This is a genomic window from Rhodococcus sp. ARC_M6 (assembly GCF_022810305.1).
Taxonomy (GTDB): domain Bacteria; phylum Actinomycetota; class Actinomycetes; order Mycobacteriales; family Mycobacteriaceae; genus Rhodococcus_F.
On record NZ_JALGQH010000010.1, the window covers coordinates 77,647 to 99,881 of the forward strand.

Genomic DNA, 22,235 nt, shown 5'->3' on the forward strand with positions numbered 1-22,235 from the left:
TTTCCTCTAGACCCAGTAGGGCACGCGTGCCCGGTACTTGCGGAGTGCCAGGATCGCGACGGCCCAGCCGACGACGGTCAAGGCGATGACGATGTACCAGTGGTAGGCCTGCTGGTCGGCTCCGATGAGTGGCGCTCGGATGATCTCGAGGTAGTGGTACAGCGGGTTGAGTTCGGCGAGCTTCACTCGGTCTGCGGCTTCTGGGCTTTGATCCTTGAGAGCCTGCGTCGTCCACATGATGGGCGTCAGTACGAACAGCAGGAGGGTGAGGCTGCCGAGGATGGGAGCGATGTCGCGGTATCGGGTGGAGAAGATGCCGAACACGATGGACACCCACAGGGTGTTCGCGACGATCAGCACAAATGCCGGTATTGCCGCGAGTGCTGTCCAGCTCATGTTCTGCCAAATGCTGAACGCGAACAGGAGGACCACGTAGATCGCGAAGTTGTGCGCGAAGAACAGCACCTGACGCCACACCAGACGGTAAACGTGCACGCTCAACGCCGACGGCAGCTGTTTGATCAGGCCTTCGTTGGCGATGAATACTTCGGAGCCCTCGAGGATGCTGGCGCTGATCAGGTTCCAGACGATCAGTCCGACGGTGACGTACGGCAGGAATTCCTTGAGCGGAATGTTGAGCAGCGCGGAGTACAGGAGGCCCATGGCCGCCGCCTGGACACCGGTAGCGATAGTGATCCAGAAGGGGCCGATGACCGACCGGCGGTAACGCTGTTTGATGTCCTGCCAGCCGAGGCTCAGCCACAACTCGCGCTGCCGCAGACCATCGCGCAGGTCTTTGAAGGCGCGATGGAACGTCTGGGAGTCGGACACGGGCATGGGTTGCTCCGACGTCTCTGATTCGGTTGCGGATGCTGACACGGAGGTCGAGCCTACCGGCCTCGGTGCGGCATCGACTTTCTGTGGTGACCGTGGTTACAGATACTGGCCTGTTCCGCCCCCTTGTTGGTCCGGATGCGTGGCGGAATGGGGGACTCCCATGCTCATTCCCGGAGGGAGTGCTCCTTGTCTCATTTGTTCGAGTTGAGCGCGCGCAGCCATCTGCTGGGCGAACAGCGCGGTCTGGATGCCGTGGAAGAGGCCTTCGAGCCATCCGACCAACTGGGCCTGTGCGATCCGCAGTTCGGCGTCCGACGGGATGGAGTCGTCGGTGAAGGGGAGGGTTAGGCGTTCGAGTTCTTCGCGCAACTCGGGGGCCAGCCCCTGTTCCAGCTCACGGATCGAAGATCGGTGGATCTCCTTGAGTCGGACGCGGCTGGCGTCGTCGAGCGGTGCGGCCCGCACTTCTTCGAGGAGCTGTTTGATCATGGTGCCGATTCGCATGACCTTGGCGGGTTGCTCGACCATGTCGGCGATGGATTCACCCTCCGCGTCCCTGCCGTCTTGGGTATCGGCGCTGTGCCGATCGGTGCTTGTCTCGGTGCCGTCGCGGCCGATGACAACGACCTGTTCTTCGCCTGAGTTCTCCATGTCTCCATCTTGTCGTGTCGGGCCGACAAACTACGCGTAACCCCAAAATGGTAACTAAAAAGTAACTGTAATGACAAGCATTTAGGTGTCTGCCTTCGACTAAGAAGCGCCGTGCCCCTAGAGTGTCGAGCATGGCTTACGACGTTGCCCGTGTACGGGGATTGATTCCCTCACTCGGCGACGGTTGGATCCACCTCGATCCGCAAGCGGGCATGCAGATCCCCGACGTGGTCTCGCGGACGGTGTCCACCGCATTCCGGGCGGCTGCATCGTCGTCATCGGGTCGACACGTCTCGAACCGTCGCAGTGCGGCAATTCTCGACAGTGCGCGTTCCGCCGTTGCAGATCTTGTCGGTGGTGATCCCGCTGGGGTCGTCCTCGGTGCAGACAGAGCTGTACTGCTGGCCTGGCTGGCGGAATCTCTGAGCTCTCGTCTGGGGCTCGGTACCGGCCTGGTTCTCTCGAGGCTCGACGAGGAAGCGAACGTGGCGCCCTGGCTGCGCGTCGCCAGCCGCTACGGCGCTCAAGTGCGCTGGGCCGAGGTCGAGATCGAGACGTGCGAGCTCCCGAGTTGGCAGTTCAACGAGCTCATTACTTCGACAACCAGGCTTGTGGCGTTGACCGCCGCTTCGCCGATCGTCGGCTCGGCGCCTAACGTGCGCGCCGCCGCAGATCGACTGCACGAATTCGGCGGACTCATGGTGGTCGACGCAGTCGGTGCTGCTCCCTACGCACATTTGGATATGGCTGAGCTCGGGGCGGACATCGTCGCAGTGAGTGCTCCGTCCTGGGGTGGACCGCAGGTCGGTGCCCTCGTGTTCCGTGATCCAGGTCTGCTGGATCGAATCCCGGCAGTGTCACTCAACCCGTACGCACGCGGTGCCGAGCGGTTGGAGGTGGGTGGACATCAGTTCGCTCTACTCTCGGGTCTTACGTCGTCGATCGACTTCCTGGCCGGCCTCGACGAATCGGCCACCGGTACCCGCCGCGAGCGGCTGGAAACGTCCATCAGCTCACTGCAGAACTATCAGGACGGCCTTTTCGACCACCTGTTGCGTTCGCTGTCTTCGCTACCCAACGTCATGGTTATCGGCCATGCGCCGACGCGCGTTCCGACACTCAGTTTCACTCTCGAGGGTATGGCCGCCGACAAGGTGGCCGCTCATCTCGCGGACAAGCGAATCGCCACAGTGAGCGGTACACACGGCAACTCGCGATTGCTCGACGCCTTGGGTGTCAACGACGAGGGTGGCGCGGTCACGGTGGGGTTGGCGCCCTATACGACGCGGTACGAGATCAACCAGTTGGTCGCCGAACTCGGCACTCTGGGTTGATCCCGTACCGATTTGTCAGTTCACCCTGAGAATCACCTTACCCACCGTTTCGGCAGCGTCCAGCAACTGATGAGCTAATGCTGCTTCGGTGATTGGAAGTTCAGCAGAAACGATCGGGTGAATCGCCCCGTCGGAAATTAGCGGCCACAGTTTTGCTCGGACGTCGGCGACGATCTCCGCCTTCCCCCCAGGTCCGGTGATCGGGCGACCTCGGAGGCCGGTCGATGTGATGTTTCCGCGCTTGCCCATCAGCTTGCTGATGTCGATTTCACCCTTGCGGCCGCCCTGCATTCCGATGATCACGATGTGGCCGTCCATTGCGAGGGCGTCGACGTTCCGTCCCAGGTACGACGCTCCCATGTTGTCTAGAATGACATCGGCGCCGTGTCCGTCGGTGGCGTCGGTGAGTGCGGCGACGAAGTCCTGTTCGCGGTAGTTGATCGTGATGTCGGCGCCCAGCTCACGGCAGCGATTCAGCTTTTCTTCAGATCCGGCCGTGACGGCCACGCGGGCACCGAGGGCTTTGCCGACCTGGATGGCGTGAGTACCGATCCCGCCGCCGCCCCCGTGAATCAGGACGGTGTGTCCGCGGCGCAACCCGGCGCGCATGACGACGTTGGACCACACCGTACAGGCGACTTCCGGCAAGGATGCAGCGACTCGCAGATCCACGCCCTTGGGGATCGGCAGGAGTTGCGCCGCGGGTACCGCAACTTTCTCGGCGTAACCACCGCCGGCGAGCAGTGCGCACACTTCGTCGCCGACGGCCCATCCGCTCACGCCCTCGCCGAGTTCACTGATGACACCGGAACATTCGAGGCCCAAAAAGTTGCTTGCGCCGGGCGGCGGCGGATAGAAGCCCTGGCGTTGGAGGAGGTCGGCGCGGTTGACGGCAGTGGCGGCGACGTCGATCAGAACGTGCCCGCGAGGCAGTTCGGGATCGGGTTGCTGTGCCCAGGCCATGACTTCGGGACCACCGGGCTGATCGATCGTGATGGCGTACATGGATACGACGCTATCGAATCTTGCGCGCGCGACGGGCTTTGCCGCTACCGTCGCGGTGGTGACTTACTTCGGGAACATGCAGAACGAGATTTATCTGACCGGCCTCGGCGGCACCAAGCCGTCGCTGCCGATGACGGCTGCGGGGTTGGAAGTTGCCGCGCGTGAGCAACTCTCACCGGAGGCCTTCGGGTATATCGCGGGCAGTGCCGCGACGGAACGCACCGCCGTTTCGAATCTTCGTGCATTCGAGAAACACGCGATAGTGCCGCGCATGTTTCGGGGCACCGCGGCCCCCGATGCCCGTGACCTGAGTACCACGGTGCTCGGCACACGTTTGGCCGCACCGATCCTGACCGCGCCGGTTGGTGTACTCGGTTTGGTTCACGAGGATGCGGAGGTCGCGGTCGGAGCGGTGACGGCGGAGTTGGGGATCGGCTCCGTATTGTCGACGGCGGCATCGTCGACAATCGAAGATGTAGCCGCCGTGTCGGGCGACAACTGGTGGTATCAGCTGTACTGGCCGGCGGACGACGAGCTGGCCGAGTCCTTTGTTCGCCGCGCCGAGAAGGCCGGTGCCAAGGCTATCATTCTCACTGCGGATACGCCGGGTATGGGTTGGCGTCCAAGGGATTTGGAGTTGGGTCACCTTCCGTTCCTGCAGGCCAAGGGGATCGCCAACTATCTTTCCGACCCGGTCTTCCGGGCCAAGTTGGCGACGCCACCCGAGGAGAGCGCCGAGGCACTGCAAATTGCGGTGTTGACGTGGGTTTCACTGTTCGGCAATCATGCCGTTCGGATGACGGATATCGCGAAACTTCGCCAGTGGACGTCCCTTCCGATCGCGGTCAAGGGAATTGTGCATCCTGACGACGCCCGCGCTGCGGTCGCTGAGGGTGCGGACGGCATCATCGTGAGTAATCACGGCGGACGCCAAGTCGACGGAGCGATCTCGGCCCTGGATGCGTTGGGGCCCATAGCGTCGGCGGTTGGCCATGAGGCTGACATTCTGATGGATTCGGGTATTCGTTGTGGCGCTGATGTGATCACCGCGCTGGCTCTCGGTGCCGATGCCGTGCTGTACGGGCGCCCGTGGGTGTACGGATTGGGGCTCGCTGGCGCCGATGGTGTGCGTCACGCATTGCGGATTCTGCTCGCAGATCTGGACCTGACGATGGGGCTTGCCGGGTTGGCTTCGGTTGCGGAGATCGACCGATCCGTATTGCTATCCGGTTCGTGACCTTTGTCCAGGGTCGACTGCTGATGTCGGTTGCGGGTCTAAGCTTGGCCCTGTGACAGCAGAAGCAACTACTGAACAGGTGGCCCAATCGGCGCAGGAGGCGGCGCCGTGGCTCACTCCCGTCGAAATGCGTGCCTGGCGCGGCTACATGGACGGCAATCAGCGTCTGATGGAAGTGCTCAACCGAGAGCTTCAGGACGAGCATGACTTGTCGCTGGCCGACTATCGCATTCTGGTCATGCTGTCGGAGTCCCCGGACGGCTCGCTGCGGATGAGCGACCTCGCGGACGGCGTTCTGTCGTCACGCAGCCGCCTGACGCATCAAATCCGTCGGATGGAATCGCAGGGCATCGTTGTGCGCGATACCTGCGCCGAGGACGGCCGTGGAGTACTTGCCCGGATTACTGAGGAGGGTCGGCAGAGGCTTGCTGCTGCGGCTCCCACTCACGTGGCGGGTGTGCGCCAGAATCTGGTGGATCTGTTGACGCCGAAGGAGCTGGAAGTGCTGGCTGCCGTCTTCGCGAAGGTGGACAAAGCTATCGGAGATCGCTGAGAAGGGGAGCCGTTTCACGGCGCTCGAGTGCACCGGATAGGATCGCCCACGGAAGCGTGGCAGAGCGGCCGAATGCACTCGCCTTGAAAGCGAGCGTGGCGTTAAACCCACCGGGGGTTCAAATCCCTCCGCTTCCGCCAAGTGTCCCTCACCTGTTCAGGCAGGTGGGGGACTTTTTTGTGCCCTTCGGGGATTGCTCGCCGTAGGCGAGGACGCCTCGGCCGACTTCGATAGGAAAGTCGCTGACAGAAGACTGATTGGCACCCGCGGAACCGAATGTGCGTTGGATGCGTCCAAACCCTTGGGTCGTCCGGTCGTTCCGGATGAACAGGTTGGGGTCAAGTGTCCGAAAAGCTGGATGTGTGCGTCGATCGAATGCGTGAGGCCTCGGCCTTCATCGCGACTAAAGCTGACGACACCGCCGACGGTGTGAAGCACATCGACCGCATTGTGTCGGGTGACCTGCTGGGACATGGTCGGCAAGGCCGAGCCGCAATGTCGTATGAGAACTACTGGCGGGATTGGATCGTCGACATTTCCGCTGCGGTGCGAAGGGTCCGACAGTTGGCCCCGGCAACTCAGGGCACGGATTCGAGCTGCCGAGAGAAGGGAACTAGACATGACGAAAGTTGATCGCGGAGGGCGTATTCCACTGCACTACGCCGCACTCGAGGGAACTGCCGACGACGTCACTCGGCTTCTCCAGGCGGGGCAAGACGTCCACGCCGTTGACCATGCCGGGTTCACACCACTGCATTTCGCCGCGCAGGATGGTCGACCGGACAACGCGAGGGTGCTGATCGCCGCTGGTGCCGACGTCAATGCCGGGGATGCGAAGGGTGACACTCCTCTCAAGAAGGCAGTGATGGGAAGCCATGACTATGTCGGAGTCATCAAGGTTTTGCGGGAAAATGGTGCCGATCCCACGATCAAAGCGCAGAACGGCAGAAGCGCGCTCGACACCGTCAAAATCATCGGCAATGAGGGTATCCGCGCAGCGTTTCGCGATCTCCTCGACCAGTGAAGGGGAACGACCGTCCGCGATCGGGGAATACGGAGATTACTTACTGCGCGCGCGTACTGCGGATGCCACTGCGACGTTGGACCGCACAGACTGGATGAACTTTGATCCACTCGAGTTCTATAGTGCTGAGGGCACAGGGAGGGAAGTAGGCATGACGAAAGTTGATCGCGGAGGGCGTATTCCACTGCACTACGCCGCACTCGAGGGAACTGCCGACGATGTCACTCGGCTTCTCGCCGACGGCCAGGATGTGAACGCTGTCGATTATGTTGGGTTCACGTCGCTGCATTTTGCAGCGCAATCCGGTCGCGTCGAAAACGTCAGAGTGCTGATTGCGGCGGGAGCTGAAGTCGATGCGCTGGATTCCGCCGGCAACTCCGCCCTCAAGAAGGCTGTGATGGGTGCGGCCGGCGATCCAGTCGGCGTCATCAAGGTTCTGCGAGAAAATGGTGCCGATCCCACGATAAAAGCGCAGAACGGCAGAAGCGTGCTCGACACCGTCAAAATCATCGGCAACGAGCTCAAGCGCGCAGCGTTCAGTGATCTGCTCTACGACAAGTGACTGACATTCAAACGCGAACCATCGGGGGCACTGGGTGAAATATCTTGATGAAGCACGTGAGATCTGGACGACGCTGGTACCTCCGTACGGACCTGCGGAGTCCATACAGGGTGAACTGCTTCGAGCAGTGGATCAGCTGCGAGTCGAAGCGCAGTGCAACGGCAACATCAATTGGGAAGTTGGCAACTACGCGGACTATGTCCCGTACCTACGGGCCAGACTGATCGACTCCCGAGTCTTCAACACGGCAGCGCTCACCGAAATCGAGATCGACCTCAACAGGCTCGCAGACTTCGAATTCCCCGAAACTGATGACGAACCATACGACCGATTATGTGACCGTATCGTCGAATGGGTACGAGCACATCCTGAACCAATTCCGAATACGGTTGCGCTGCAATAAATCCAAATGAAATTGCTTGTTCGAGATGCCGGCAATAATCGATCCGGAACCATGAGTGCTGAAGCCAGCTATCTGGAAGAGATGGGTGTCGAGGGCGTGGACAAGGAAAATCCGTGCCTGTTCTTCTTCATGAAACCGCCGCGCACCGCCGCGCACCGCTATCGCTGGTAAGGGCGACACCATTCATATGTCCATCGGCACAGAAGCATTCGGTTGGGAGATCGAGTTGGCTGCGATTATCGGCCACCGCGAGCGAGGAGTGTCGGTGGAGATGCGCTGGGCTACAGTGCGTGACCACAACCAAGCGCTGGATATGTCCTACAAATTGGCCTGGAGTGCAGGAAATGGTAATGGGCACCTGCTGCCTGCTCGGCCCCAGAGGTGTTCCGGCCGTGAAGATTCTGGATCTGCAGAATATCGGTCTCGGCCTGTTCGTCAACGGCGAGTCGAAGCAGTGGGATCGTTCGTAATCGATGATTTCTTCTGCGGAGGAACAGATTTCAATCTTGTCCCAAAATCTGGGGCTTGATTCGGGAAATGTGGTGCTGACCCGAACGCCGGCCGGTGTGGGAGTGTCGAAGCGTGATCTTCTACTCAATTTCGGCGGTTCCATTCGAGGTAATGGCTGGATATCGGATGTCGACTGATCGATTCGCGGAACTGAAAATTTTTTGCAACCAACAACTTCACGAGAAATGGGCTATGAACTGTGCCGGGGTTGTCGATGCCTCCCGGCACAGTTTTGTCTGCGCTACCCCTGTCCGAGAATAGGGTTCGTCCACTTGGGTTATTCGGCTAGGTGACTCGAGTCTGCCAAACATTCTCTTTCGTGATCAATATTCCGAAGTTGAGAAGATTTTCCTGGGGCGCTGTGGTTGCGACTGTCCGTCGTGACGCGCTCGAGCTGATCTTGTTATCGATCGGTGATACTTCGACTGAAATATGTTCTGCCCGTGACAATTTCGAGACCAGTTTGAGGAGAGTTCCCTAAAGCTGCAAATCTGCTCCATCCCGCCAATCTAGCCAAAACGTGCAACCATCTGCGTACCGTCGTCTGCGGGGCAGTCACTGTCGACGGTTGATCTTCGCACTGCTCTTCGGCACGTGGCGTACGAGAAATATCGACATTGTTCAGGTCTGATTGCTCGGAGGTGGTTCTATCAATGCTGGCAGACGCGATAATCAACAGCGGTGACACGGCTTGGGTGCTGATATCCGCAGGTCTCGTCCTCTTCATGGTTCCCGGACTCGCGTTCTTCTACGCCGGATTGGTCGAGGAAGCAATGTACTGGTGATGCTGCAGCAGAACCTCGTTCCGCTCGGACTGGTGTCCATTACCTGGATCGTGTTCGGTTACAGCTTCGCCTTCAGCGGAGACTTGGGGGCCGGGCTTCTCGGTGATCTGAAACTTTTCGGCTTGCAAGATATTCACACTGCGGCTGCGCCCGGCTTCCACCTCATCGAAGGCGCGGTCGCGGTCCCGACCTTGGCGTTTGTCGCCTACCAGATGATGTTTGCGATCATCACGCCTGCGCTGATCACAGGTGCGACGGCCAACCGCCTCAAGCCCCTTGGTTGGGCAGTTCTGCTGGTGCTGTGGTCCATCATCGTCTACCCGCCGATCGCGCACTGGCTCTTCAATCCCGAGGGTTGGCTCGCGCTGCGCGGAGCGCAGGACTGGGCGGGCGGAATTGTGGTGCATGCATCTGCCGGTGCCGCTGCTCTCGCGATTCTGTTGGTTGTCGGCAAACGGCGGGGTTGGCCCAACGCCGAGTCCGTTCCGCATTCCTTGCCGTTGGCCCTCATCGGTGGTGGCATCCTCTGGTTCGGTTGGTTCGGCTTCAACGCCGGCGACGGATTGGCGGCCGATGGTGTTGCGGCACAAGCTCTGATCAACACACACATTGCCGCTGCCGGTGGCATGGTCGTCTGGCTGGTCATCGAGCGCTACACCGAGGGTCGGGCAACCGCGATCGGCGGAATTACCGGTGCTGTAGCCGGTCTGGCCACCGTTACACCGTGTGCCGGCTATGTAAGCACCTTCTCGGCGTTGGCAATTGGAGCACTTGCCGGGTTGGTGTGCCACTACGCACTGGCGCTTAAATCGATCTTCAAGTTCGACGACGCGCTCGACGTCATTGCAGTCCATTTCGTCGGTGGCATTCTCGGTTCGCTGCTTGTGGGCTTCTTCGGTGAGAAGGCGATCAACCCGATCGGCCGCGACGGACTGCTGTTCGGGGGCGGTCTCGGGTTGTTGGGGGAGCAAGCCCTGGCGCTCATTGTGGTTATTGCCTTCTCCTTCGTGGTGACTTGGCTGATCGCGATGGGCATCGAGAAGACGATCGGACTCAAACTTGCCCCGGAGGATCAGGTGGATATCGATCGTCGTCAGCAAGGCATGGACGCCTACCGCTACAACGCTGCCTTCGTCGACGCCGGCGGCGCTCCGCAGACCAGCGGATTCGACGAGGGTGCAGCTCCGAAACCGGAACCGGACCTGGTCGTCGCTCCCGGTGCGCCCAAGCATGAACTCATCACCGTTGTGCTCGAGAGTATGGAAACGGAGAAGCTGCGGCATGCTCTCGTCGAAGCCGGTGCCGAGTCGATCGTCGTATCGGAAGCCCATGTCTCAGCAGGTGATTCGGACTCGATCAACTTCCGTGGGCATCGCAATGACGTTGTCTTCACCGAACGGCTTCGGGTTGAAGTCCTGGCGCCGGCAGATCGAACACAAGCAGTTCTCGACGCGCTCAACAGGCACACCATCGGACGGCGGAGCGGATTTGTGCAACAGTCCGCCGAGCCTCTGACGGGGTCCAGTACACCGAGTTCGGGAAGCTGAGTTTTCAGTGACTACAGGATCAAAAAGTATGAGTGAGAAGGAGCCATCGGAATGCATCTGACACCGCGCGAACTCGACAAGCTGACCATCCTCATGTTGGCCGACGTAGCTCTCCGTCGAAAAGCCAAGGGGCTCAAGTTGAACCATCCGGAGTCGGTGGCGGTCATTACCGCAGCGGCACTGGAGGGTGCCCGGGAGGGGAAGACCGTCGAGCAGGTGATGGCCGACGCGTCGCACGAGTTGACTGTCGACGACGTGATGGAGGGTGTGCCGGAGATGATTCCGCGCGTACAGGTCGAGGCTGTCTTCACGGACGGCAGCCGCCTGGTCACCGTTCACTCACCCATCCAGTGATCCCCCGAGATCGAGGAGCAAGTACATGGCTGCACAGAGTAAGAAGGGCGCCGCACAGGCCGCGAGGGTGCCGGTCGGTGGTTACGTTCTGAAAGACGAACCGGTAGAGATCAACGCCGGGAAACCGCGAATCAAGATGCGAGTACGAAATACCGGTGACCGGCCAATCCAGGTGGGTTCACACTTTCACTTCATGGAGGTGAACCGGGCACTCCGATTCGATCGTGAGCGGACTTTCGGTTGGCGTCTGGATATCCCGGCGGGAACTGCCGTGCGGTTCGAACCGGGCGACGAGAAGGAAGTGACCCTGGTGCCGTTCGGCGGCAAGCAGCGGGTTCACGGATTCAACAACTTGGTAGATGGCTGGGCCCCGACCCACGCGACGTACCGACCGAGACTCGGTCGCGCTGTCCGCCTTGCTACAGAGCAGGGCTTCGAATCCGAAACTGAAACGGCTGAGTAAGTAAGCCTCGGGGCTCGATAGCTGCTGGGTCACCTCTCGTAAGTGATGAGAAGGAGTTCGAACAGATGACAAGTATTTCACGGCAAGAGTATTCAGGTCTTTTCGGAGTTACGACGGGTGACCAGATCAGGCTGGGTAACACCGACCTCTACATCGAGGTGGAGAAGGATCTGCGCGTCATCGGCGACGAGGCGCTGTACGGCGGCGGCAAGACGTTGCGCGACGGTATGGGGCAGGATCCGGCGTCTTGCAGTTCCGACGGAGCCCTCGACCTGGTCATCACGAACGTCGTGGTCGTCGATGCCACCCTTGGCGTAGTGAAGGCGGATGTCGGCATCAAGAACGGCAAGATCGTCGGCATCGGAAAGGCGGGTCACTCCGGCACGATGGATGGCGTGACACCGGGTTTGACTACCGGACCCGCCACCGACGCAATCTCCGGTGAGCAGATGATTCTCACTGCGGCCGGAATTGACCCGCACGTCCACCTCGTCTCACCTCAACAGGCGTATCACGCACTCTCCGGCGGTGTCACCACCCTGATCGGTGGCGGTATCGGACCGACCGACGGAACCAACGGCACCACCATCACCTCCGGTATCTGGAACATGGAGATGATGCTCAAGGCCAATGAGGGATTGCCGGTCAATGTCGCCATGTTGGGTAAGGGCAACTCGTCGGGGCATGCATCGCTTGTCGAGCAGATCAAGGCCGGTGCGGCGGGTCTGAAAGTCCACGAGGACTGGGGCGCAACACCTGCCACCATCCAGATGTCGCTTCAGGTGGCCGACGAGATGGATGTTCAGGTTGCCATCCATACGGATACCCTCAACGAGGCCGGCTATGTCGAGGACACCATCGCGGCATTCGAGGGACGTACCATTCACACCTATCACAGTGAGGGTGCCGGTGGTGGTCACGCTCCCGATATTCTGCGAGTTACGGGTGAGGACAACGTCCTTCCAGCTTCGACCAATCCGACTTTGCCGTACGGCATCAACACACAGGCCGAACTTTTCGACATGATCATGGTGTGCCACAACCTCAATCCCAAAGTGCCTTCAGATGTTTCGTTTGCCGAGTCCCGTGTCCGCGCAGAGACGATCGGTGCCGAGAACGTTTTGCAGGACATGGGTGTCATCTCGATGTTTTCGAGTGACTCGCAGGCGATGGGGCGCGTCGGCGAAAACTGGTTGAGGGCAATACAAACCGCGGACTGTATGAAGCGGTCGCGCGGTAAACTGCCCGAGGACTCGCCGAACAACGATAACTTCCGGGTCTTGAGGTACGTCGCCAAGGTGACTATCAATCCGGCGATGACTTTCGGCATCTCCCATGTCCTCGGGTCCATCGAGAAGGGGAAGATGGCCGACCTCGTATTGTGGGAACCGGCGTTCTTCGGAGCCAAGCCCAAGGCAGTTATCAAGGGGGGCTTGATCAACTGGTACGCGATGGGCGATCCCAATGCGTCATTGCCGACGCCTCAGCCGGTGATCTACCGGCCGATGTTCGGTGCGTTCGGACAGGCGCTGCAGGAAACGTCAGTGTCGTTTGTTTCGCAGGCGGCACTCGATGACGGGATCAAGGATCGTCTCGGGCTGGAACGACAGGTGATGGCAGTCGAGGGCACTCGGACTGTGACCAAGCGTGATCTGGTGCTCAATGACAAGACTCCCGAAATCAAGGTCGATCCGGAAACATTCGCGGTGACAGCGGACGGCGAGCACTGCTACGTCGAACCTGCGGAATCGATTCGCCTGAACCAACTTTACTTCTTCAGTTAGGGGATTTCCGTGTCGGAAACAATCACACATACGCATGGCGACGGTACGGCTCCGCACACTCACGCCGTCATGACGGCGCCGAGCGGCAAGCCGATCCGAGTCGACGCCTTACTCGGCAAGGAAACAGACGAGGAATGGGTCGGTGTACTGGAGAAGGCTGTTGTAGACGTCCTTTCCCTCGATCAATGGGAGGCACAGAAGAGTCGCCTGCGGCGTACGACGCTCGGTGGTCGTGAATTGGCGGTATCACTCGATCGCGGAGTTCAGTTGCAGGACGGCGACATTCTGTTGTGGGACGAAGGTGAAAACACGGCCGTCGTTGCTCGGATCAATCTCAAGGATGTATTGGAGATCGATCTCAGTGCATTGGTGAACGTGACGCCCGAGAAGATGATCCAAACGTGCTTGGAGCTGGGTCATGCTGTGGGGAATCAACATTGGCCTGCTGTAGTCAAAGGCATGAAAGTGTATGTTCCGCTAACCGTCGACAAGGCGGTCATGGGTTCGGTGATGCGTACACACGCTTTCGAGGGCATCGAGTACACGTTCATTCCGGGGGCCGAGGTCATTCCCTACATCGCTCCGCACGAGGCGCGCCGGTTGTTCGGTGCGGCTGCGCGTGAGGGCGAGGGGCATACCCATGACCCCCTCGTCTGAGGGATTCCCGCTCAGTATCACCCGTGCGATGCGGATGATGCAGTTTGCCGATTCCATGTTCCCGGTCGGTTCCTTCTCGTTCTCCAACGGGTTGGAATCGGCTGTGGCCCAGAAGATCGTCAAGGACGGACCGTCGCTGAGGGAGTTCGTTCTCGCTGCTGCGCATCAGGGGGCGACGTGTGATGGGATCGCGGTGCTGGCAGCGCATCGCGGCGCCTCGGCCGGAAATTTCTCGGCGATCGTCGAAGCTGATCATGCGGTGATCGAGCGCAAGTTGAACGAGGAATCTCGCACGATGAGTACCCGCATGGGCAAGAAGTTAGCCGAACTCGGTGGACGTCTTGCCGGCGCGGAACTGTTCGAGAAGTGGTTGGCCGCAGTGGAGTCCGGTGAAACGCCGGGAACGTATCCGGTTGGTCTCGGAATTGCGTTCGCCGAGATGGGCTCTCCGGAAGAGGACGCATTTTCGGTCAACCAATACGGTGTGGCGATGACCTTGCTGGGGGCGGCGCTCCGTATCGTGCGGGTAGACCATCTGGCTACGCAGGAAATCCTGTTCGAGGTAAATCAGACTGCCGGCGACGAGTATGCCGCCGTACGTGAGTACGGGCTCGAAGATATGTCGAATTTTGCCCCGATGATCGACATTCTGGCTGCCGTGCATGTCAAGGCGCACGTCCGAATGTTCATGAACTAGAAGGAGAGCCATGAAGAAGACAACGCGAATCGGGATCGGTGGGCCTGTGGGCTCGGGTAAGACCGCTCTCATCGAGGCGATCACGCCGGTGTTCGTTAATCGTGGAACCAGTGTTCTGATCATTACCAACGACGTTGTCACCACTGAGGATGCCAAGCACGTGCGCAAAGCGCTCAAAGGTGTTCTCGTGGAAGAACGTATCGTCGGCGTCGAGACCGGTGCGTGCCCTCATACTGCAGTACGTGAGGATCCCAGCATGAATCTCGCTGCGGTCGAAGACATGGAACGAACCTTCCCGGACACAGACGTAGTGTTCATCGAGAGTGGCGGCGACAACCTCACTTTGACATTCAGCCCCGCGCTGGTCGATTTCTTCATCTATGTCATCGACGTTGCTGCGGGAGACAAGATTCCGCGAAAGAACGGACCGGGTATATCGCAGTCGGACATCTTGGTAATCAACAAGACCGACCTGGCCCCGTACGTCAAGGCGGATCTGGGTGTGATGGATCGAGATTCGAAGGATATGCGCGGCGACAAGCCGTTTGTCTTCACCAATTGTATGACCGGTGAGGGCATCGAGGAAGTAGTGGACCTCATCGTGCACGGTGTCCTCTTCGACGAAGAGGACGAGGAAGTGGGAGTGGGAGCGCCGTGAGTGCGCCAACCACTTCGGGAGTGTCACGGGCTCTCCCCGAGTCGATTCCGACGATCCCGGAACTCGATCAGTATCAGGATCAGCCCAAGCAAGCTCCCGCCGGAAAGGTTGGAAAGACCGGCGTGCTCGAGATGCGATTTGTCGATCGGGGTGACAAGACGATTCTGCGAGACATGTATCGCAAGACGCCGATGCTGGTGCAGCAGGCGCTGTACTGGGACGAAGCCTTGCCAACCATGCCGTGCGTTTACATGATCTCGACGTCCGGCAGTGTGCTGCAAGGTGATCGACTTTTTCTGACCATCGAGATGGAGCCGGGATCTTTGGCTCATGTCACGACGCAGTCGGCCACCAAGGTGCACCGGATGGATGCCAATCATGCGTCGCAGTTGCAGAAGGTTGTGTTGGCCGAGAATTCGTATCTCGAACTGATGCCGGGCGTGACGATTCCGCACCGCAATACGCGGTACTACGCGCGGACCGAAGTGACGATCGATCCTTCTGCGACGCTGTTGTTCTCGGAAATTGTCATGCCGGGCCGTAAGTACCACAACAGTGCCGAATCTGAAGGCGAACTGTTTGTCTACGACCTGTTCTCGACGCTCATCACGGCGAGCCGGCCGGACGGCAAGAGTCTTTTCACTGAGAAGCTGGTCATCCAGCCGAAGCGATTCCCCGTGCGTCACAACGGAATCATGGGCCGGTACGACGTGTTCGGAAATGTCATCCTTCTGACCCCGAAGGAACATGCCGACGAGATCTTGGAGCAAGTGGTTGCCGGTCCCGACGGCAAGGTCATTTCCGGGGCCAGCCGGCTGCCGAACGATGCGGGCCTGATCTTCAAGGTACTCGGTCCGGAGAGCGAGCCGGTTAAGGCGAAGGTTCGTGAGTTCTGGGCGCAGGTTCGAAAGTCGGTTCGCGGTACCACGATTCCGCCCGTTCCCCTGTGGGGATGATGCCTGACTAAGGATTGAGGGACACCAGATGGCCACCATCACCAAGCCTTGGGACGACATCGCCGACAAGAATGTTGTGCTCAGATTCATCGACACCAATCTCAAAGGCGCCGGGCAGGTCATGTTCCAGGGCAATGCCCTGACAGGGTTGCTGTTTATCGTGGGCATCTTCTGGGGCGCGATCGCCGCCGACACCATAGCGGTCGCTATCGGCGCAGTGGTAGGTCTGGTGGTATCGACGGCAACCGGGATGTTGTTGCATTCCGACGACGATTCCATGCGCATCGGCTTGTACGGATACAACGGAATCCTGTTGGGTGCAGCCTTTCCCACGTTCCTCGCCGGTGGGGTGATGTTGTGGATCTACCTGGTGGTGGGAGCTGCCGCGTCGACCGTTGCCTTCTTGGCTATTGCCAACGTGTTCAAGACATGGGAGGTGCCGGCACTGACGTTTCCGTTCAACCTCGTCAACTGGTTCTTCCTGCTGGCCGCATTCCAATTCCTGCGCATCGAGACGTCGGAACTGAGTGCCGGCCAGTTTCCGCAGCACATCGGCGACGCGTCGGTGCATGCCGATGTCACTTTCAGTTTTCTTTGGGACACCTTGTTCCGCAATGTTTCTCAGATCTTCCTGATCAACAATACGATTACCGGCGTTATCTTCGTCGTGGCATTGCTGGTTGCTTCGCGGTGGGCGGCAATGTTCGCGCTCATCGGTTCGGCTGTCGCAATCGGTGCGGTACTCGCGTTGGGTGTCAACACCGTCGACCTCGGAAACGGCTTGTACGGCCTGAGTTCCGTCCTGACGGCCATCGCCTTGGGATCGGTGTTCTACAACCCGTCGTGGCGTGTTTTTGTCTACACACTGTTCGGGGTGCTGGTGACAGTTGTTATCCACGGAACGTTGGTGTCGGCCTTCGCGCCCATCAGTCTCCCCGCTGGAACGGGCCCCTTCGTCTTTGCCACCTGGCTGTTCCTGCTGCCGAAGAAGAAGTTCGTTCCGGTCCAGCACGACACCATCAAAGGTGGCGCGGCAGAGGGCAAGGACTCGATCACCAGGGCAAACGGCTAGACCGTCAGCACCCGTAGGTCTTCGAGTCCGTCGACCACCGGGATGCGCCAGGCGGCAAGCTCTTCGGGACCCTGCTCGTCCCACAATTCGAACAGTTCCGAATCTGTCGACGCGATAGTGCGTTCCACCATGTCGATCAGCCAGGTGAGGCGCTCACCGGTCAATGCGTCGGCAAAGTCGTCGAGATCAAGTTCCTCGACCAAAGGGTCCCGCTTGCGGTCTGCGCGCACGATCAGCACCAATTCGAGTAGTGCAACGGCGATCTGGCCGCCGTCCACTTCCAAGTAGTCGTCTTCGAAGGTCCACTCCACCGATTCGAAGGTGAAATCACCGTGTCCGATGGATGCAACCACATCTCCCGCACCGTCGTTCTCGAACGGTCCCGATCCCCACGCGCCCACTACTGACTCTTTCCTACTGTGTATTGGTTCTAGCGTTATTCAGCGCGCTTGCTGTGCCATTCGGTCAGCGCGCTTCCAGCGCAATCTTCACCCCGAATCCTAGAAGCACCGTCCCCGTGACTCGTTCGAGCATCTGCCGTACCTTCGGCTTCTCGAAGGTGCTACGTGCCCGTGAGAGCAGGACGACGTACGTGCTGAGCCAGGCGATGGAGATCGCGACGTGGATGAGGACCAACAATGCGAGGGACAGTCCGGTCGGCCATCCCGCCGGGACTAGTTGGGGCAACAGTCCGGTGTAGAAGACGGCGATCTTGGGGTTGAGCAGGTTGGTGGTGAATCCGGTTTTCCACGTTCCGGCTTTGTGCACGACCGAAGCGCTCGGTCCGTGAACCGCGGCGGATGCGCGACTCTGCCAGAGTGCCCGCACCCCGAGATAGATCAGATAGGCAGCGCCGGCCAGTTTGACGGCGGTGTAGGCCTCTGCGGACGCGGCGAGAATTGCAGACAGTCCGAGGACGGTCAGGAGACCCCACACGAGTAGGCCGCTGACTATGCCGACTGAGACCCGAAATCCCGAAGATCGTCCGCCGGTGAGCGCTGCCTGCGTCACGACGGCCATATCCGGTCCGGGTACCAGCGTGAGTAGTGCGAGGACGGCGGCAGCCGCCAGCAGCGCGGAAATCATGTGCCAAGTATGAAGAGGTTGCTTGCTTGTGAACAAATCGTGGACCACTGGGGCGGAACTGCGTGGACACGCCCGAAAGGGACAAGGCGACAATATTTTGGGCCCGAAGTTATCCACACTGTGGAGAACTTCATCGCTGCAGGTAGATGGAATAACCTTCATGTAATTCATGGAGTTATCCACAGGTTATGCACAGACCGGGGTGGGATGTGAATTAAGTTATCCACACCTGTGTGTGCATCGGTGGAGAACGTGCCGAAACTTACAGACCCTTGGGGGCATACCCGGCGGCAACCAGCTGCAAACGAAGGGTTGACCTCGCAGCGTTCGTCCTGTCGAATCGTGAGTTACGACCGATCAGTCGGGACGGATTGCCTGTGAGAAGGGGTGCTCACTGATGCGGAGAAAACGGCAGAAGGCTGGGATGCTCGCGGTGGCCTTGGCAGTATTTGCACTCAGTTGCAGCAACGTTGCTCAGGCGGAACCGCAAGCGCGCGCTCACATCGATCGGATCGTCCAACTGACCCCCACCCGGAGTGCGGTGTTCGTCGACTCCCCGTCGATGCGACGGGAAATGCAGGTTCAGGTGTTGCATCCCGAGAATGGAACGGGCACACGGCCGACGTTCTATCTCCTCGACGGGGTGAGTGCCGGCTCCGAATCCGGTTACACCGAAAGTACGTGGACTCAGAAGACCGACATCGAAGCATTCTTCGCCGACAAAGACGTCAATGTTGTTCTGCCCGTGGGCGGCACCGGAAGCTATTACACCGACTGGCGCGCCGACGACCCGAATCTCGGTGTGAACAAATGGGAATCATTTCTGGCCGATGAACTGCCGCCCCTGATCGACGAGGCCTTTCGTGGCAATGGAACCAACGCAGTGGGCGGAGTGTCCATGGGCGCGCTCGGGGCCGGTAACTTGATCACGCGCAACCCGGACTTGTATACGGGATTAGCCTCGTACAGTGGATGTCTCGACAACTCTGCGTCGTCGTCGCAGGATTCCGTACGTGTCACGGTCGCCAGCAAGAACGGCGATGCCGCCAACATGTGGGGACCGGTTTCGGATCCGGCGTGGCGCGACCATGATCCGTCCTACAACGCAGAGACGTTGCGTGGCAAGGCGATCTATATTTCTTCGAGCACCGGCTTGCCCGGAGTGTACGACGACCTGTTCACTCCGGACGGGCGTCTGATTTCCGTCGTAGGCGGACCGTTGGAAGCGCTCGCGCATACCTGCACTCAACTATTCGAGAACAGGCTTGACGGACTCGCAATCCCAGCGGAAGTCGCCTACCGGGACGGCGGAACCCATTCGTGGCCGTATTGGCAAGATGCACTGCATGATTCCTGGCCGACGCTGCGATCGGCACTAGGCCTCTGAAGTTCTACAGCGCTGAAGTTCTACTCTGCGAGAGCGAGTTTCAGTAACTTCATCGCGTCGTCGCGGGTCTGTGCAGCAGCGATGAATCCGGCTTTGTGGCAGAACACCGAAGTGTCGACGCCGGTTTCGGCCGCCATGTCCTTGCCATTGAGGCCACGCCACAGTTCCGGCAACAGCTTTCGTGAACCGAACTTCGAGTCAGCCGGCTTGACGGTCTGAATCGACCAGCCGCCATTGGTGTTCGGGAAGATCGTGAACAGCAGTTCCGGCTGAGCCGACGCTGCACGGCCATGCGGAATGAAGCGTTCCAGGACGACAAACCGCGGATCCGACGCCTTGGCGTAGGTATCGGCAAATTCGCGTTCGGCTGCTGCGTCGCCGGCGTACTTGGCGCGCAGGCGAATCAGGACCTGGGTTGCCAGAACCACTGCGAGCTCGAACTGTGTATCGAATTCTTCGTCGCTGGACGAGATGGGATTGAACAGGTCCAGTACCGAAGACAGATCGAAAGGCTTGGTGCCGTACTCGTTGAGGGTGTAGATCTCCTGGCCGTTGTCGACTGCGTCGATGCCTTCGACCAAGCGGCTGTCGATCCGGCGGCACACGGACTCGTCGCCACCACAGAACTGCAGGCCGAATTCCTGCCACAGCAGACCGAATGCCGAGTACAGAATGCCGTTGCTGCGCTCGCCCGCACCGCGCTGATGATGATCGAAGCGTCCGGCTGCGGGTTCGTAGCGGCCGCCGACGTCGAGCACGATGTCTGCGCTGTTCAAAACGTCCTCGTCGCGGCTGCGAACGACTGTGGCGTCGGGGTACAGCTGCTTGAGCAGCGATACGCCGAAGACGTCGTCTGCGTGGAATTTGCCGTTATGGGTCGCGATGATCACGTGTCGAGACTAGGCAATCTTGACCGCCTATGCCTATTCAGTCGATGACATGGATTCGATCCGTGGGCGGCGGGGAGACCGGTGAACCGGCTGTGAAGAGCGCGGTCAAGGCGTCCAGGTCAGTGCCCGCGCCGGTTGTTTCCGTCGACTGCCTCAGTGCGGTGAAGCCGTCGCCGCCGCTGGCGAGGAACTTGTTGACGGCCACGCGATAGACCATGTCCGGGCCGATATTCTGGCCGTTCAGGCGCATTTCCGAGATCCGGGAACCCTGGGGTGCTGTGCGATCGAGGGTGTAGGTAAAGCCGTTCGACGGTGCGAGGATCCGTTCGATGGTGCTGCCTTCGGTCGAGTATTGAAACTGCTGCTCCAGGGCTTCTTTCAATACCGAGCCTGTGACGGAGAGCACTTCGAGGCTGTTGCCGAACGGCTGGACCGCGTGAGCTTGGCGGTACGTCACCACACCCGGGCTGAGGTCTTCGCGGATCCCGCCGGGGTTGGTGAGCGCGATTTGAGCTCCGCGAGCACCTCCAGCGGCCAATTGGCCGTCGGCAACCAGGTTGCCGAGCGTTGATTCGGCGCCGACGATGTGGTCTCGGGTGAGTGCGGCGGTGAGTGTCCCGACTGGGCGCTGCGCCACTTCCGCGGCTGCCTTCCACGCGCGATCCGATAGTGCCTGAACCTCGGAATCCGGCGAAATATCATGCGTCACTATCTGATTGAACGCCGATGTCTGGTCGCGCACCACGTCGCGAGTGTTTCGGTCGATGGTCACATCGGCAACGGAGACGATCCGGCCGTGCGAGGCGCCCTGCATCACAACGCGGGGATTTCCGGCCGGATCCGGGAATTCGCAGTTGTACTGCTGATGGCTGTCTGCGGTGAAGATGACATCGACTTTGGGGGAAGCGCGCAACGCGATATCGCGTGCCGGCCCGGACGTGACGTTGCAATCGTTGGGTCCGCCGGCCCTGTCCGGTTCGTCGCCGCGGTGCAGCAGCACGGTGATGGCTTTGACGCCGAAGAAGTCGAGAATGTCGGCAGTGCGATCGATGGCCTCGACCTCGTCGCCGAATCTCAGGTCTGCGATTCCGTCGGGTGAGACGATCTGCGCTGTGTTGCTCGGGGCAATCGCGATCACTCCGAACGGGATGCCGTCCACCATGTTGACGGTGAAGGGGAGTGTCGCGGGGGTGCCGTCGGCGTAGGTCATGTTGGCGGCCATCAGCGGAAAGTTGGTACCGCTGAACGACGGACTGAATGTGCACGCATTGGCGGCGGAGCATCCACCCGATTCCAGGCGATGGAACTCGGCCAGGCCCTTGTCCAGCTCGTGATTACCGATCGCCGACGCATTGATCTGCATGCGATTGAGGAGTTCGACGGTCGGTTCGTCGTTGAACATCGAGGATTCCAGCGCCGACGCGCCCCAGTTGTCGCCGACCGAGTAGAGCAGCGAATTCGGGGCTTGGCTGCGCAGTTGCGAGACATAGGCCGCGAGGTACGCAGCGCCACCGGCGGGGGTCAGGGAACCGTCGGCCTGCATGATCTCGCTGCGTTCGCCTTCCGGGGGCAGCAAGCTGCCGTGGAGATCGTTGAACGCGAGTAGGCGGACCGAGAGCGTATTGACGGGTTGGGCTGTTGCGACAGCACTCAGGGAGGTTGCGGTGATGGCGAGAAGGGAAGCTGCGAGCACAGCACAAGCGCGCGTGATGCGTCGCGTCATATGTCAAGCTCCCTTGCTCGGACCGATCTCGAACCTTCCTGAGTGTGCCTGGCCGTGATA

Annotated in this window: 28 protein-coding genes and 1 tRNA gene; 22 read left to right on the forward strand and 7 right to left on the reverse strand. The window is 60.0% G+C overall.

Annotation, left to right across the window (positions count from 1 at the left end):
- Positions 1-6 precede the first annotated feature (6 nt).
- Entirely contained in the window at positions 7-837 is an 831-nt protein-coding gene (locus MTX36_RS13295) for an ABC transporter permease (protein ID WP_279394572.1), read from the reverse strand.
- Between the two features lie 96 nt (positions 838-933).
- Positions 934-1,488: a bacterial proteasome activator family protein gene (locus tag MTX36_RS13300; RefSeq protein WP_243620202.1), complete on the reverse strand. Its 555-nt coding sequence runs from the start codon at positions 1,486-1,488 to the stop codon at positions 934-936.
- Positions 1,489-1,619: 131 nt separating this feature from the next.
- Here MTX36_RS13300 and MTX36_RS13305 point away from each other — a divergent pair, with 131 nt between their 5' ends.
- Positions 1,620-2,822: a cysteine desulfurase-like protein gene (locus MTX36_RS13305; RefSeq protein WP_094270767.1), complete on the forward strand. Its 1,203-nt coding sequence runs from the start codon at positions 1,620-1,622 to the stop codon at positions 2,820-2,822.
- A gap of 15 nt (positions 2,823-2,837) precedes the next feature.
- On the opposite strand, the gene MTX36_RS13310 is transcribed toward MTX36_RS13305, so the two are convergent.
- Positions 2,838-3,827 (reverse strand): NAD(P)H-quinone oxidoreductase, encoded by a 990-nt coding sequence (locus MTX36_RS13310; protein WP_243620203.1) that lies wholly within the window; start codon positions 3,825-3,827, stop codon positions 2,838-2,840.
- Between MTX36_RS13310 and MTX36_RS13315 the strand changes: the two genes are divergently transcribed.
- The 20 genes from MTX36_RS13315 to yut all read left to right on the forward strand — a co-directional run bounded on the left by MTX36_RS13315 (position 3,826) and on the right by yut (position 17,089).
- Positions 3,826-5,064 carry an alpha-hydroxy-acid oxidizing protein gene (locus MTX36_RS13315; protein WP_243620204.1) on the forward strand — a complete coding sequence of 413 codons (1,239 nt, stop codon included), beginning with the start codon at positions 3,826-3,828 and terminating at the stop codon, positions 5,062-5,064. The genes MTX36_RS13310 and MTX36_RS13315 overlap by 2 nt on opposite strands.
- 127 nt (positions 5,065-5,191) lie before the next feature.
- Positions 5,192-5,617 (forward strand): MarR family winged helix-turn-helix transcriptional regulator, encoded by a 426-nt coding sequence (locus tag MTX36_RS13320; protein WP_243620295.1) that lies wholly within the window; start codon positions 5,192-5,194, stop codon positions 5,615-5,617.
- A gap of 50 nt (positions 5,618-5,667) precedes the next feature.
- Positions 5,668-5,757, forward strand: a tRNA-Ser gene (locus tag MTX36_RS13325).
- 202 nt (positions 5,758-5,959) lie between these two features.
- Positions 5,960-6,250, forward strand: a complete 291-nt coding sequence (locus MTX36_RS13330) for a hypothetical protein (protein WP_243620205.1) — start codon at positions 5,960-5,962, stop codon at positions 6,248-6,250.
- Positions 6,237-6,641, forward strand: a complete 405-nt coding sequence (locus tag MTX36_RS13335; RefSeq protein ID WP_243620206.1) for an ankyrin repeat domain-containing protein — start codon at positions 6,237-6,239, stop codon at positions 6,639-6,641. Before MTX36_RS13330 ends, MTX36_RS13335 begins: the two co-directional genes overlap by 14 nt.
- A gap of 151 nt (positions 6,642-6,792) precedes the next feature.
- Complete coding sequence (locus MTX36_RS13340; protein ID WP_243620207.1) at positions 6,793-7,203, forward strand: ankyrin repeat domain-containing protein; 411 nt, start codon at positions 6,793-6,795, stop codon at positions 7,201-7,203.
- Between the two features lie 34 nt (positions 7,204-7,237).
- A complete protein-coding gene (locus MTX36_RS13345) occupies positions 7,238-7,606 on the forward strand; it encodes a hypothetical protein (RefSeq protein WP_243620208.1) in 369 nt (122 codons plus the stop codon).
- A gap of 6 nt (positions 7,607-7,612) precedes the next feature.
- Entirely contained in the window at positions 7,613-7,777 is a 165-nt protein-coding gene (locus MTX36_RS13350; protein WP_243620209.1) for a hypothetical protein, read from the forward strand.
- 164 nt (positions 7,778-7,941) lie between these two features.
- Positions 7,942-8,076 carry a hypothetical protein gene (locus MTX36_RS29865; RefSeq protein ID WP_279394573.1) on the forward strand — a complete coding sequence of 45 codons (135 nt, stop codon included), beginning with the start codon at positions 7,942-7,944 and terminating at the stop codon, positions 8,074-8,076.
- 3 nt (positions 8,077-8,079) lie between these two features.
- Positions 8,080-8,253, forward strand: coding sequence for a fumarylacetoacetate hydrolase family protein (locus MTX36_RS30555; protein WP_374230480.1), 174 nt, complete (start codon positions 8,080-8,082; stop codon positions 8,251-8,253).
- A 516-nt stretch (positions 8,254-8,769) separates the two neighbouring features.
- On the forward strand, positions 8,770-8,901 hold the full coding sequence (locus tag MTX36_RS29870; RefSeq protein ID WP_279394574.1) for a hypothetical protein: 132 nt from the start codon (positions 8,770-8,772) through the stop codon (positions 8,899-8,901).
- On the forward strand, positions 8,901-10,448 hold the full coding sequence (locus MTX36_RS13355; protein WP_243620296.1) for an ammonium transporter: 1,548 nt from the start codon (positions 8,901-8,903) through the stop codon (positions 10,446-10,448). Before MTX36_RS29870 ends, MTX36_RS13355 begins: the two co-directional genes overlap by 1 nt.
- Positions 10,449-10,499: 51 nt before the next feature.
- Positions 10,500-10,802 (forward strand): urease subunit gamma, encoded by a 303-nt coding sequence (locus MTX36_RS13360; RefSeq protein ID WP_243620210.1) that lies wholly within the window; start codon positions 10,500-10,502, stop codon positions 10,800-10,802.
- 25 nt (positions 10,803-10,827) lie between these two features.
- Positions 10,828-11,265, forward strand: coding sequence for an urease subunit beta (locus MTX36_RS13365; protein WP_243620211.1), 438 nt, complete (start codon positions 10,828-10,830; stop codon positions 11,263-11,265).
- A 65-nt stretch (positions 11,266-11,330) separates the two neighbouring features.
- Entirely contained in the window at positions 11,331-13,049 is a 1,719-nt protein-coding gene (locus MTX36_RS13370; protein ID WP_243620212.1) for an urease subunit alpha, read from the forward strand.
- A 9-nt stretch (positions 13,050-13,058) separates the two neighbouring features.
- Positions 13,059-13,706 carry an urease accessory protein UreE gene (ureE, locus tag MTX36_RS13375; protein WP_243620213.1) on the forward strand — a complete coding sequence of 216 codons (648 nt, stop codon included), beginning with the start codon at positions 13,059-13,061 and terminating at the stop codon, positions 13,704-13,706.
- On the forward strand, positions 13,690-14,403 hold the full coding sequence (locus MTX36_RS13380; RefSeq protein WP_243620214.1) for an urease accessory protein UreF: 714 nt from the start codon (positions 13,690-13,692) through the stop codon (positions 14,401-14,403). Before ureE ends, MTX36_RS13380 begins: the two co-directional genes overlap by 17 nt.
- Positions 14,404-14,413: 10 nt before the next feature.
- On the forward strand, positions 14,414-15,061 hold the full coding sequence (ureG, locus tag MTX36_RS13385) for an urease accessory protein UreG (RefSeq protein ID WP_243620215.1): 648 nt from the start codon (positions 14,414-14,416) through the stop codon (positions 15,059-15,061).
- Positions 15,058-16,017 (forward strand): urease accessory protein UreD, encoded by a 960-nt coding sequence (locus MTX36_RS13390; protein WP_243620216.1) that lies wholly within the window; start codon positions 15,058-15,060, stop codon positions 16,015-16,017. Before ureG ends, MTX36_RS13390 begins: the two co-directional genes overlap by 4 nt.
- A gap of 28 nt (positions 16,018-16,045) precedes the next feature.
- Complete coding sequence (gene yut, locus MTX36_RS13395) at positions 16,046-17,089, forward strand: urea transporter (RefSeq protein ID WP_243620217.1); 1,044 nt, start codon at positions 16,046-16,048, stop codon at positions 17,087-17,089.
- On the opposite strand, the gene MTX36_RS13400 is transcribed toward yut, so the two are convergent.
- Together MTX36_RS13400 and MTX36_RS13405 are read right to left on the reverse strand one after the other, a co-directional pair.
- Positions 17,086-17,490 (reverse strand): DUF4259 domain-containing protein, encoded by a 405-nt coding sequence (locus MTX36_RS13400; protein WP_243620218.1) that lies wholly within the window; start codon positions 17,488-17,490, stop codon positions 17,086-17,088. The two genes, yut and MTX36_RS13400, sit on opposite strands and share 4 nt — an antisense overlap.
- A 64-nt stretch (positions 17,491-17,554) precedes the next feature.
- The gene (locus MTX36_RS13405) at positions 17,555-18,175 is read right to left on the reverse strand and encodes a LysE family translocator (protein ID WP_243620219.1); all 621 of its coding nucleotides are present in this window, start codon (positions 18,173-18,175) and stop codon (positions 17,555-17,557) included.
- Positions 18,176-18,572: 397 nt separating this feature from the next.
- Between MTX36_RS13405 and MTX36_RS13410 the strand changes: the two genes are divergently transcribed.
- Complete coding sequence (locus MTX36_RS13410) at positions 18,573-19,562, forward strand: alpha/beta hydrolase family protein (protein WP_243620220.1); 990 nt, start codon at positions 18,573-18,575, stop codon at positions 19,560-19,562.
- A 20-nt stretch (positions 19,563-19,582) separates the two neighbouring features.
- On the opposite strand, the gene MTX36_RS13415 is transcribed toward MTX36_RS13410, so the two are convergent.
- Entirely contained in the window at positions 19,583-20,452 is an 870-nt protein-coding gene (locus MTX36_RS13415) for an MYG1 family protein (RefSeq protein WP_243620221.1), read from the reverse strand.
- 37 nt (positions 20,453-20,489) lie between these two features.
- Positions 20,490-22,175, reverse strand: coding sequence for a bifunctional UDP-sugar hydrolase/5'-nucleotidase (locus MTX36_RS13420; RefSeq protein ID WP_243620222.1), 1,686 nt, complete (start codon positions 22,173-22,175; stop codon positions 20,490-20,492).
- Positions 22,176-22,235: the final 60 nt, after the last annotated feature.